The sequence below is a fragment of the Plantibacter sp. MCCC 1A11337 genome (assembly GCF_013349365.1).
Classification (GTDB): domain Bacteria; phylum Actinomycetota; class Actinomycetes; order Actinomycetales; family Microbacteriaceae; genus Plantibacter; species Plantibacter flavus_A.
The window spans coordinates 25520-37944 of the sequence record NZ_JABJWX010000008.1 but is presented as its reverse complement, the minus strand read 5'-3'; the positions used below and the strand labels follow the sequence as shown (position 1 = coordinate 37944).

The window sequence follows — 12425 nt, the reverse complement described above, 5'->3', positions numbered from 1 at the left end:
GCACCCGCCTGTTCACCCGCGGACAGAAACTCGCCCTCGCCGAACGCGACGGCGGCTGCGCCTGGACCGGCTGCACCCACCCACCATCCTTCACCGAAGCCCACCACATCACCTGGTGGTCACAAGGCGGCCCCACCAACCTCGACAACGGGGTACTCCTCTGCCCCTTCCACCACCACCGCATCCACGACGACCACTGGACCATCACCATCCAAAACGGCATCCCCTGGTTCATCCCACCCAGCCACATCGACCGCCACCAAACCCCCATCCGAGGCGGACGCATCCACCTCGCCGCCTAAACCCGAGGCACCCGCCTGCCCTTCGACAAGCTCAGGGACCGAAACCGAAACCACCCTTCGACAAGCTCAGGGACCGACACGGGAACCACGCTGCGTCGACAAGCTCCGCGACCGACACGGGAACCACCGCGTGTCGACAAGCCCGGTGAACGACGCCGTTCTCGACAACCCAGCCACCCCGGTCCCTGAGCCTGTCGAAGGGCACACGAGTGACCAGCCACCCTTCGACAAGCTCAGGGACCGACACGCGAACCACCCTTCGACAAGCTCAGGGACCGAACCGGGGAACCACCACGCGTCGACGCCGCATGGGCACCGCTCCCCATCGCGGGCGGACAGCCGACCTCGGTACCGTGATGGACGAGCCGACGGTCGCGCGGGTGCCGTGTGTACAGCTGCGCGTCGCGACCGACACCCGAAGAGGAGCACACATGATCATCTGGACCCGCTGGGGCATCGTCGTCTTCCTGATCTTCGGGCTGTCCGTCGGCGCCGGCTTCCTCATCAAGGCGATCGTTTCTCCCGACGGCGGATCGGCGCAGTCCGGGGTGTTCGTCGGCATCGGCTTCCTGCTCGGCGCCGTCGCGTGCTGGGCCTTCGGGAAGTTCGCGCTGGCGAAGCTTGATGCACCGCGGCCGGTCGTCGTGTGGCAGCAGCTCGCGCAGCCGTACGTCAACGAGCACGGCATCACCGTGAAGCAGGAGGCCGTGCCCGTGCGCCACCCGCAGACCGGCGAGCAGCTCTACAGCCGCCCGAGCTCCACACTCTTCTTCATCCCCGTCCGCTTCTGGGCGTACGTCATCGCCGCGCTGGGTGTCGTCACGATCGTCGTGAACGTCGTGCGCGGCTGACACTCAGCCCTGGCGACTCTTCCACCGCGGGTTCTGCTTGTCGATGACGAACACCCCCGCCCACGGCGGCGGACGATCTGCGACCCCGGCCTGTACTCGAGCGACTGGGGTGATGCGCGGACCTTCCTGGTGACGTCCTGGCGATCACGATGCGTGCTACCTTGATGAGAACGATTCTCAACAGAACGCACTGTAGACCCATCGACCAGGAGAACCCGCCGTGACCACGCCTCGCATCCCGCTGACCGTGACGCTCGTGCTCGGCACCTGTCCGCCCGAGCGTCGCACCGTGGCCCGACAGATCGCCGGTCGATCCGCGGCGCTCGTCACGATCGAGCGGCAGGGCGAGGCTGAAAGCGCCCACCCTGACATCGACGACGCGATCGACGCCGTTGCACGACACCCGCTCGCTCCCCGGCACCTCGTGCTCGATTGCGGGAGCACGGTCCGCCCGGTCGACGCGGTCTCCGCCGTCCTCGGGCACCGCGACACGGCCGTCTTGGACGCCGTCGTGACGGTCGTCGACGCAGCCCATCTCCTGCACGACCTCCAGGACGACGAGTACGTCACCCACGACGAGGACGGCGACACGGCCTACACCGCACGGTCGATGATCACCGTGGAGCAGCTCGAGTACGCGGACACCATCGCCGTCGCCGGCCGACGCGGCGTGACGCACGAGCGACTCGCGGTGCTCCTCGCTCTCCTCAGCCACCTGAACCCGACGGCGCTGACGCGGATGGTCGAGCCGGTCGCGGCCCGGCCACGGGCCACACCCGGCACTCCGGCGACCGCGAGCAACCGCGAACCGCTCGCGCGCTACCGCGACTCCCCGTTCGAACTGGACCGCTTCAGCACGTCCCCCGGGTGGATCGCGATGCTGAACGGCGAACACCGGCCATGGGTGGATCACGACCGCGTGACCACCCTGCGGTTCGACAGCCCCCGACCGATGCACCCGGAACGACTCCTCGCGTGCTTCGACGGACCGATCGAGGCGGGGCGGTTCGGCCGGCTCATCCGTACGGCGGGGTTCCTCGTCCTCGCGACGCGCGCCTCCCGCGTCGGCGTCCTGCAGCACGTCGGCCAGATGATCGATCTGGAACCCACATCGTTCGAGACGAACGACCCTGGCGCACCGCTCGGCCAGGAGCTCGTCGTCACCGGGATCGACCTCGACGAGCTCGCCATCACCGCCGCCTTGCACGCCTGCACGCTGACGGACGAGGAACTCCTCGCCGGGCCGGCGGCGTGGGCGCACTACCCGGACGCCTTCACGCCATGGAGCACCACCCGCGAGCACTGAGCAGCAGGCCCGTCAATTGCCCGAAACGGTTCGGATCTCGGTCGATTTCGTGCAGGTTCGGGCGACTCAGTGGATCCGCGCGCTCACCCACTCCTCGCGCACGAACCGCACGAACTGCTCGACGGCCGGCGACACCGCCCGGGCACGGCTGGTGGCGACACCGATCACCCGGACCGCCTCGTCGTCGAGCGGGACGAGCACGACGCCCTCCATGCTCGTGGAATCGGGGAGAACGGCGATCCCGACCCCGGCGCGCACGAGACCACGGAGCGTCGACAGCTCGGACACCTCCATCGTCACCCGGGGCACGACGCCGTGCCTCGCGAAGTACGCGTCCGCGATCTGCCGGAGCCCCGAGTCCGTCGTCATCGCGAGGAACTCCGTCTGCTCGAGATCGGACGCCGCCAACGACGTCCGGTCGGCGAACGCATGCCCGACCGGCACGCCCAGCGCGAGCCGCTCGGAGGTGAGCGGACGCCACTCGATCTCCGGATCACGCGGTTCGGGGCTGATGAACGCGACGTCGGCCGAGCCGGAGCGGAGCGCGTCCAGCACACTGTCGGCCTTCCCACCGTCGAGGACGAACCGGATGTCCGGCAGCAGCTGGCGGTACTCGCTCACGATGCGCGGGATGAGCCAGCCGCCGAGGGACGAGACGTAGGCGATGGACACGAGACCGGCCGAGGGATCTCGGAGCTCGTCGATCCGCGACTGCGCGTTGTCGAGCTCGGTCTGCGCACGGAGCGCGTGCACGAGGAGGATCTCGCCGTAGCGGTTGAGTTCGAGCCGGCTGCGGTGACGGTCGAACAACTCGACCCCGGCGTCCGCCTCGAGCCGACCGATCGCCCGCGTCAGCGTCGACTGGGAGATACCGAGCGCCTCAGCGGCGTACGGGACGTGACCGTCTTCGGCGAGCGCCCGAAGGTACGCGAGTTCGTCGATCCTCATGCCCTCATGATGCCGCACCGGCGAGCCCGGCTGGGGCGGCACCTCGACAAGCTCGGTGACCGGGTAGCTGCTCGGTGACCGAGGACCCGCTCGGCGACCGGGGAGCCGCTCGGTGACCGGGGAGCCGCTCGGCGACGGGATGGGCTCGGCGACCGGGGCGCGCTAGCGTGGTGCAGTGATAGGCAGACCGCGACCGAGCCAGGCGGCGACCGGCGCCCTCCTCGTCCTGGCCGGACTCGTCTGTCAGGAGCTCGGCGCATCGATCGCGGTCACGCTGTTCCCGCAGGTCGGTCCGATCGGCATGGTAACGCTGCGCCTCGTGTTCGCCGCGCTCATCCTGCTGGCCGTCGCCCGCCCATCCCTGGGCGGACACCCGAGGAGCGCCTGGGTGTCGGCGGTCGGTTTCGGAGTCGTCCTCGCCGCGATGAACGTCTGCTTCTACCTGGCTCTGGACCGCATCCCGCTCGGTCCGGCGGTGACCCTCGAGATCCTCGGCCCGCTGGCGCTCAGCGTCATCGCGGGTCGTCGATGGACGAGCGCGCTCTGGGCGGGTGTCGCCCTCGTCGGCGTCCTCCTCCTCGGCGGGGTGCTCCTCCACAGCGGACCGACGGCCGCACTCGATCCGATCGGCGTCATCCTCGCGCTCGCCGCCGGCGCCCTCTGGATCGGCTACATCCTGCTGTCGGCGCGGACCGGGACGGAGTTCCCCGGCCTGAGCGGTCTGGCGATCGCCGCCGCCATCGGGGCTCTCGTGACCATCCCGCTCGCCGCGACGACCGCCGGCACCGCGCTGTTCGATCCCGTCATCCTCATGCTCGGCTTGGGCGTCGCCGCGCTCTCGTCGGCTGTGCCGTACGCGCTGGAGTTCGTCGCCCTCCGACGACTCAGCGCTGCGACCTTCTCGATCCTGCTCGCATCCGCGCCGGCCATCGCCGCGATCGCCGGACTCCTCGTGCTCGGTCAGGAGCTCACGACACCGCAGTGGCTCGGCATCGCCTGCGTGGTCGGCGCCGGAATCGGTGCCGTGCTCTCAGCCCGACGGGGTCCCTCACCCGAGGTGCAGCCGAGCATCGCGCCGAGCTGAACCCGCCGGATCCACCCGCCCGACGAGAATTACATAGGTTAGGCTTGCCTTAATCATGAGCACTCGTCCTCGCCTTCGCCGCGCCCTCGTCGCCACACTCGCAGCTCTCGCGATCGGCCTCGCCGGCTGCACGGCGACGGGAGCGGCACCGGGACCGGCGGACGCCGATCCGGCCGGGTGCGAAGCGTCGACCACACCCCTCGGGTCACTCACGCCCGTCGCCGACCCGAAGGGCTGGACCGGTCCATCGACCGCCTGCATGGCCGACCCCGGCATCACCGCCGTCACCGACGCCCCAGAGCAATCGCTCCCGGCCACGATCATCGACAACCAGGACACCGAGGTCACGATCACCGACACGAGCCGGATCCTCGCCCTCGACCTGTCCGGATCGCTCGCAGCCACCGTGTTCGGCCTCGGGCTCGGTGACTCGGTCGTCGGCCGCGACACCTCCACCGGGTTCCCGGAGGCCGCCGACCTCCCCCTCGTCACGCAGAACGGCCATGAACTCAACGGCGAGGCCATCCTCGCGCTCGAGCCCACCGTGATCCTCACCGACAGTTCGATCGGCCCCTGGGACGTCGTCCTCCAGATGCGCGACTCCGGCATCCCCGTCGTCGTCCTGACGCCACAGCGGAACCTCGACAACATCGACGACCTCGTCACGCAGGTCGCCGCGGCGCTCGGTGTCCCGGCGGCCGGTGAAGCGCTGAACGCTCGGATCGCTTCCGAGATCGCGGCGACGATGACGGACATCGAAGCACTCGCCCCGGCCGACCCCGCCGACCGTCCACGGGTCATGTTCCTGTACGTGCGCGGGAACGCAGGGATCTACTACATCTTCGGTGAGGGCTCCGGGGCCGACGCGCTCATCCAGGCACTGGGCGCCGTCGACGTCGCCGAGGAGATCGACTGGCAGGGCATGCGCCCCATGACCGCTGAAGCGCTCATCGATGCGGCGCCCGACGTCCTCATCATGATGACCAAGGGCCTCGAGTCGGTGAACGGTGTCGACGGACTCCTGGAGCGCATCCCCGCCGTCGCGGAGACCCCGGCCGGACAGCACCGACGGGTCATCGACATGAGCGACACCGAGGTCATGAGCTTCGGTCCACGCACGGCCGCCGTCCTCGACGCGCTCGCCCGCGCCCTGTACGCGCCCACCACCGGTGCCCCGGCGGACGAGGAGCCGTGACCCGCCCGGCCCTCGGCGGCAACCGCACAGGGGCACCACTCGACATCGACCCGGAGGTCCCCGGCGCACGGCCGCTCCGGTCGGGCGCGCTGGCGGTCACCCTGCTCGTCGCGCTCATCGCGCTCGCGCTGATCTCGGCGGGCAGTGGCCAACTCCACGTGCCACCCCTCGAGGTCTTCGGCTCGATCATGCACCGCCTCGGTCTCGACATCGGACCGATGCCCAGCCACGCGAACGGGGAGAGCGCCCTGTGGAACATCCGCTTTCCACGCGTCGCCATGGCGCTCGTGATCGGGGCGGCACTCGCAGCGGCCGGCCTCCTCATGCAGGCGATCTTCGGCAACCCACTCGCCGAGCCCGGCGTGGTGGGCGTCTCCGGTGGGGCGGCACTCGGCGCGTCGGCGACGATCGTCTTCGGCTGGGCCTTCCTCGGGGAATGGACGGTCGCCGTCACCGCGTTCGTCGGTGGACTCGCGGCAACGCTCATCGTCTACGCGATGAGCCGCGCGAACGGGCGCACCGAGGTCATCACGCTCGTCCTGACCGGCATCGCCGTCAACGCGGTGACCGGTGCCGGGCTCGCGTTCCTCACCTTCCTCGGCGACACCGCCGCGCGCGAACAGATCGTCTTCTGGCAGCTCGGCAGCCTCAACGGCTCGCGCTGGCAGCAGTTCGGCATCGTCCTCCCTCTCGTGCTCGTGGGGCTCGTCGTCGCGTTCGTCGTCGCCAAACAGCTCGATCTGCTCTCGCTCGGCGAGAAGAGCGCGAGGCACCTCGGGGTCAACGTGGAGGGGCTGCGGATCCTCGTGATCCTCGTCGTCGCCCTGCTCGTGGGCGCGAGCGTGGCGTTCGCCGGCATCATCGCCTTCGTCGGGCTCGTGATCCCGCACCTCATGCGCATGATCATCGGCCCGGCCCACCTGCCGCTGCTCGTCGTCAGCACCCTCGGCGGGGCCGTGCTCCTCCTCGGGGCCGACCTCGTGGCACGCACCGCCGTCCCGCTCGCCGACCTTCCGATCGGCATGCTCACCTCCCTCGTGGGCGGGCCGTTCTTCTTCTGGCTGCTGCGACGGACCCGCCGGTCCTCCGGAGGCTGGGGATGAGCGTACCGATCGTCGGCCGACGCTTCGCGGTCCCTGAGCCCCTCGCACCCGGGGAACTCGCGATCGAAGCCTCGAGCGTGGGCGTCGTCATCGACGGGAAACGCATCCTCCACGACGTGACCCTCGACGCCCGCGCGGGCGAGGTCCACGCGCTCATCGGGCCGAACGGCGCTGGCAAGTCGACCCTGCTCGCGACGATCACGGGCGACCAGACGGTGACCGAGGGACGCATCACCGTCGCGGGCCGGCCGCTCCAGGCCTGGTCGGCCCGCGAGCTCTCCAGACGGCGCGCAGTCCTGCTGCAGCACAACGACGTGTTCTTCCCGTTCACCGTGCAGCAGGTCGTCGAGATGGGCCGAGCGCCGTGGCAGCGGACCGAGCTCGAACGCGACGACGACGAGGCCGTCGCGGCCGCGATCGCGGAGACGGACATCGCCCGCCTGTCCGGCCGTCAGGTGCCGTCGCTCTCAGGCGGCGAGCGCGCACGGGCGGCACTGGCCCGGGTGCTCGCGCAACGGACCGGCATCCTCCTGCTCGACGAGCCGACGGCGGCACTCGACCTCCGACACCAGGAGGACGTCCTCCGGCTCGCGCGCGACGCCGCGGCCGCGGGTGATGCGGTGATCGTCGTGCTGCACGACCTCAACCTCGCCGCCGCCTACGCCGACCGGATCTCGCTGTTGGAGCAGGGACGGCTCGTCACGACCGGTAGCCCCGCCGAGGTCCTCACGGCGGAGCGGATCACCGAGGTCTACCGATACCCGGTCGAGGTCGTCACGCATCCGACGAGCGGCGCACTGGTCATCCTCCCCATCCGCTGAAGCACCTTTCGGCCGGGCTCCAGTCACGCGGGTCGACACCCCTGCAGGGTCGGCGACCGGAGCGGGCGGGCCGGTGAGCGGAGCGGGGCCGGACAGCGAGCAGCGCGAACAGGACAGCGAGCAGACAGCAGAGAGGGCCGCCCCGCGAACGGGACGGCCCTCTCGTGTCAGGCGGCCCTGCGGCCACCGGGCGGTCAGACCGCGGCCACCTGCGTCTTCCGGCGACGCGCCAGGAGCGCGAGGACGAGGCCGGCCGCGAGGAGCAGCCCACCGGCGAGGAACGGCACGGCAGCGTCGGCGCCGGTCGAGGCGAGGACCGCGGTGGTCGTCGTCGTGGTGCCGTCGGGGTTCGTCACGACCGTGACGGTGACGGTGAACGCCGCCGTCCCGATGAGGACTCCGTCGGCGTCGAGGACTGCAAGCGTGTGATCGCCCGCCTCGAGGTCGGACGGGACCGTGAAACTGACGGTCCCGTCGGCCGCGACGAGCGCCCAGCCGAGCCACTGTGGCTCGGAGAACGCGTACGCGCCGAGGTACTGTCCGGCGTACTGCGTGCCGACCGAGACGGTGATGACGTCGCCGTCGATGCCGGTGATGTCGATCCCGGGGGCCTCGGCGAGCGATGCGGCGTCCGGTGCGGTCGGAACCGTGCTGGGAACCGTGAGCGTGACCGACGCTGCCGCACTCGTGACCGTGCTTCCGCCCGATGCGCCGGGCGCCGAGGGGATGTCGTTCGAGACGACTGCGCGAACCTGCTCGCCGTTCCGGACGTCGGCCGAAGCGATGGTCAGTTCGGCACTCGTGGCGCCGTCGAGGTCGACCCAGCCGGTGGATCCGAGCGCGAGATGCTGCCACTGCACGGCCACGTCGTCGCCCGCCGTGACCACGGCGAACACCGCGTCCTCGCCATGCGCGACGGACACCGACGCGGGCTGCGTGGTGATCGAGGCGGGGACCCCGAGCGTCAGGGTCGCCACATCCGAGGTGATCGGGTCGCCGACGCCGTTCCCGACGACCGCGCGGAACCGCTTGCCGCTGTCACCGTCGGCGTAGTCGACCTCGAGGGTCGCGCTCGTCGCGCCGGTGATGGCGGACCAGCCGTCCGCTCCGACGGCACGCTCGAACCACTGCACCGACGGCGCCGGGGTACCGGTCACGCCGACCGAGAAGAACACCGAGGGCGACGCGGCACCGACGGGCGCCGTGACGGAGGCGGGCTGCGACACGATCGCCGCCGCGACCGGGATCGTCGTGTCGACGGCGAGCCCGACCGGTGCACTGGTGACCGAGAAGACCGAACCGTCGATCTCGGTCGGGATGGCCCCGGTGACGACGGCGCGGTACTGGGCGCCGGCGTCCTGGGCGGTCGTGACGATCTCGAGGCTGGTACCGGTCGCACCGGCGACGTCGGTCCACCCGGTCGCGCCGGCGGCGAGACGCTGCCACTGCACCGCTGCGGCGTCACCGGCGATCCCGACGGTGAACGTCGCGGTCTCACCGACCTTCACCGAAGCGGCGGACGGCTGGGCGGTGATCGACGCGGGTGCACCGACCGTCAGGGTCGCGGCCTCCGAGGTCGCGGAACCCGCAGCGTTCGAGACGGTGGCGCGCACCTCGGTGGCGTCGTCCGCCGCCGAGTACGGCAGGGTCAGCGTGGCTGCCGTCGCCCCCTCGATCGCGACCCAGTCTCCGCCGGCTGCGCGGCGTTCCCAGACGACCGTCGGCTCCGGCGAACCGGTCGCGGTGACGGCGAACGAGGCGACGGGCGAACCGGTCGCGGGTGCGATCGGCGCGACGACGTCGGAGGGCTGCGCGGTGATCGCCGGAGCGACCTGCACGACCGGCTGGAGCTCGACCGAGAACGACAGCGGCGGCTTCATCAGGTTCAGACCGGTGCAGGAGGTCGTGTAGTAGTGCGCACGCACCGAGGACGGCACGAAGTCGATGTACGCGCTCGGCCAGGAACCGCTCACGCCGGGCGTCTCGCAACCCACGTTCTTCACGGCACCGTCGACCACGTAGTCGCGGCCGGCGTAGTCGGGGACCGCGACGAGGACGCCGTCGACGATGGAGACGCTCGAGTAGGTCGCGAGGTCGATGCGGGTCGGCCCCACCGCCGGGACGGCGTTGCCGCCCATGTCCTTGCCGGCGGGGATGAAGACCTCGAAGCTCAGGGTGCCGGTGCCGTCGGGTGCCGTCGTGAGGATCGGGTCGCGGAAGGTCTCGTTCGGCGCGCCGAACTGTCCCTGGTACGCGTTGAGCACCCAGTCGCCGGTCTCCCACGCGATCTGGCCGAAGCCGGTCGCGGGGTCGATACGGCCGGTCCCACCGGTGAACTGCGCCAACGTGAAGGTCTTGCCGGCATCGGCGTCGAGGCCGGAGACGGCCTTCCCGTCGCGCTGCAGGAGCTCGACGTGTTCGCCGGTCGCGTTCTGTGACCAGGCACCGAAGACCCCGGTCTGCGCGTACCGGCTGTACGCCCACTCGAGCGAGGCGTTGGACACGTCGATCTGGGCGGCTGGGTCCAGCACCGTGACGAGGGCGCTCTCGGACACGACCGGCTGTCCGGCAGCGTTGTCGACGGTCACGCGCACGAGCGCTCCGGTCTGGCTCGCCTGGAAGGCCAGCGTCAGCGTCGGTGCGTCGGTCGACTGGGCCGTCCAGGTCGCACCGCCGTCTTCGCTGAGCTCCCAGCGGTAGCTGAGCGGGCCGTCGCCCGCGGCCTCGACCGTGAAGGTGGCCTTGCCGGCGCCTTCGACGGTGACGCCTGCGGGCTGCTTGGTGATCGTCGCCGGGACGACCTCCGGCACCACGGGGGCGACGGTGTAGGAGACGCCCAGCGGGGTGGTCGGTTTCGCGGCGTCCGCTGCGCCGCCGGACGAGTACCAGTACGACGCCATGCCGGTGAGGACCTGGAAGTCGACGAAGGACTGCGGGAAGGATCCGGCGTTCGCCCCGGTCGTGGACTGCGGGACGCCTGACTCCGGCACCGAGACGACCGTGCCGAGGTAGTCGGGCGTGACGGTGAAGCCGGTGTCGGTGACGTCGACGCCCGAGAGGGTCGCGATGACGACGTCGGCCTGCGGCTCGAGGACCACGAAGAGGTTCGGGTCGTCCATGCTCGTGCCGTAGCCGCTCAGCGTCGCGGTGACGACACCGGTGCCGTCGGCGTCGACCGTGAGCTTCGGGTCGGACGCGGAGAACTGCGTGAGGCCCTGGTAGTACGCGGCCGTGAAGGTGCCGTCCCACTGGATCTCGGCGGTGCCGGCTTCGACGTCCACCGTTCCGGTGCCGCCGGAGATCGCGACGCGGTTGTCGCTGTAGCTGGCGCTGGACGGCGGCGTGATGGGTCCGCCGGTCGCCGTGGTGCGGAGGCCGGCCCATGTGGACGGGGCCCAGGTGCCGTCGGCCTGCTTCTTCTGGATGGCGACGTTGCCGTCGGTCTGCTTCCATTCGCTCTCGACGACGGTGTCGGCGCCGCTGGTCTTCGCGATCTCACCGGCGGACAGCAGGTTGATCGCGCCTGGCTGGAACGCCGAGTTGTTGGACTCGTTGTTGATGCCCCAGGTGAAGACGGCGTCATCGATCGTGGACTCGGCGGCCATCGCTGCCGGTGCGGCGACGATCGAGCCGAGGGCCACGACCGAGGTGGTGACGAGGGCGGTGACGGCGGACCTGAACGGTCTCCGCCGCCAGGCGGGTGGTGGGGCTGTGGGCCGTGCAGACAAGGCGATCTCCGGTGTGTTCGACGGTGGATGTCGGGTGGAAAGGGGCGCCGGGACTCTGAAACCGGGTCCCAGGCAGGGTTAGCTTAGCCTTAACTAAGTAAGGTTATGCAAGCCTTATTAACTGCGGCTAGGCTGCTGCCATGCCGCATCACCCGACTCCGTCCACCGCGCCCTCGATCCGCTCCATGACAGCGAACCGAGGCCGACGACGACTCGCGGCGATCCTCACGGGGGCGGCGCTCCTCGCCGGCTTCTCGGCCGGTGGATCCCTCCCGGAGCCCGCCTACGCCGCCTCCTCGGTGACCGCGCACGTGGTCGACCGCCCCGACCTCGCGAACGTCGCCGACCCCGACTACCTCACCGACGTGCAGCTCTCCGGTTCGGGCTTCCAGTCGATCAAGAACGGGCACGGCGGGATCTACGTCGCCTTCGGCTGGGTCGCCGACGCCGAGTCGTGGCGCCCGAGCAACGGCGGTGTGACCGGCTCCGATTACGCCTACGTCCCCGACGACGAGACGAACCCCACGGGCTACATCCTCTTCGTGACGTTCCCCGGGAGCGACACCGCAGCCGCCGCCAACGGGGGCGAACTCGCCGCCGACGGCACCTGGTCCGGCGTGATCAGCATCCCCGGCGCCCGCTTCGAGTCGCTCGACCGCGACGGCAACGCCCAGACCATCGACTGCCTCAGCGTGCAGTGCGGCATCATCACCATGGGGGCCCACGGCGTGAAGAACGCCAACAACGAGACGTTCACGCCGATCACCTTCACCGATCTGTACGGCGACGATGCCGCTGCTCCGACGCCCGCGGCGGTAGCCCCGGAGAGCGCTCCCGAGCCGACGGTGATCTCCAGCACCATCGTCGCCGAACCGGACGAGACCGCCGCCGCCTCGGCCACCGACGACCTCGTCCCGCTCCTGACCGGTGCCGTCATCGGCGTCGGCGCCCTGGCCGTCGGCGCGGTCGCGTTCCTCGTCTGGGCGGTGCTGAGCGGACGTCGTCGAGCAGCGCTCGCGGCGGCAGGAGCGGCGGGCGCGACCAGCACGGCAGACGCGACCGGCACGACCGGCGACGGCGCGTGACC

10 protein-coding genes are annotated in these 12425 nt (G+C 70.6%); 8 read left to right on the top strand and 2 right to left on the bottom strand.

Features of this window, described 5'->3' with window-relative positions; translation table 11 throughout:
- From HOW07_RS19090 to HOW07_RS19925, 3 genes are all read left to right on the top strand, one after another.
- Positions 1-302: HNH endonuclease signature motif containing protein (locus HOW07_RS19090; RefSeq protein ID WP_175118346.1), on the top strand; the 302-nt coding region annotated here is incomplete at its 5' end.
- 431 nt (positions 303-733) lie between these two features.
- Positions 734-1153: a hypothetical protein gene (locus HOW07_RS19085; protein WP_064294781.1), complete on the top strand. Its 420-nt coding sequence runs from the start codon at positions 734-736 to the stop codon at positions 1151-1153.
- A 220-nt stretch (positions 1154-1373) separates the two neighbouring features.
- The gene (locus tag HOW07_RS19925; RefSeq protein WP_121289460.1) at positions 1374-2459 is read left to right on the top strand and encodes a GTP-binding protein; all 1086 of its coding nucleotides are present in this window, start codon (positions 1374-1376) and stop codon (positions 2457-2459) included.
- A gap of 66 nt (positions 2460-2525) precedes the next feature.
- On the opposite strand, the gene HOW07_RS19075 is transcribed toward HOW07_RS19925, so the two are convergent.
- Positions 2526-3407, bottom strand: a complete 882-nt coding sequence (locus HOW07_RS19075) for a LysR family transcriptional regulator (protein WP_071260751.1) — start codon at positions 3405-3407, stop codon at positions 2526-2528.
- Positions 3408-3582: 175 nt separating this feature from the next.
- On the opposite strand from HOW07_RS19075, the gene HOW07_RS19070 reads away from it, so the two are divergent.
- Genes HOW07_RS19070 through HOW07_RS19055 form a run of 4 tightly spaced genes read left to right on the top strand, consistent with a single transcriptional unit; the run spans position 3583 to position 7610 of the window.
- Complete coding sequence (locus HOW07_RS19070) at positions 3583-4491, top strand: DMT family transporter (protein ID WP_371743727.1); 909 nt, start codon at positions 3583-3585, stop codon at positions 4489-4491.
- A gap of 55 nt (positions 4492-4546) precedes the next feature.
- Entirely contained in the window at positions 4547-5686 is a 1140-nt protein-coding gene (locus HOW07_RS19065) for a hemin ABC transporter substrate-binding protein (RefSeq protein WP_175118344.1), read from the top strand.
- Positions 5687-5730: 44 nt separating this feature from the next.
- Entirely contained in the window at positions 5731-6789 is a 1059-nt protein-coding gene (locus HOW07_RS19060) for an iron ABC transporter permease (RefSeq protein WP_175118354.1), read from the top strand.
- Positions 6786-7610 (top strand): heme ABC transporter ATP-binding protein, encoded by an 825-nt coding sequence (locus HOW07_RS19055; RefSeq protein WP_175118342.1) that lies wholly within the window; start codon positions 6786-6788, stop codon positions 7608-7610. Before HOW07_RS19060 ends, HOW07_RS19055 begins: the two co-directional genes overlap by 4 nt.
- 194 nt (positions 7611-7804) lie before the next feature.
- Here HOW07_RS19055 and HOW07_RS19050 read toward each other — a convergent pair whose 3' ends face one another.
- Entirely contained in the window at positions 7805-11338 is a 3534-nt protein-coding gene (locus HOW07_RS19050) for a hypothetical protein (RefSeq protein ID WP_175118340.1), read from the bottom strand.
- 185 nt (positions 11339-11523) lie between these two features.
- Between HOW07_RS19050 and HOW07_RS19045 the strand changes: the two genes are divergently transcribed.
- On the top strand, positions 11524-12423 hold the full coding sequence (locus HOW07_RS19045; RefSeq protein WP_175118338.1) for a hypothetical protein: 900 nt from the start codon (positions 11524-11526) through the stop codon (positions 12421-12423).
- Positions 12424-12425 lie beyond the last annotated feature (2 nt).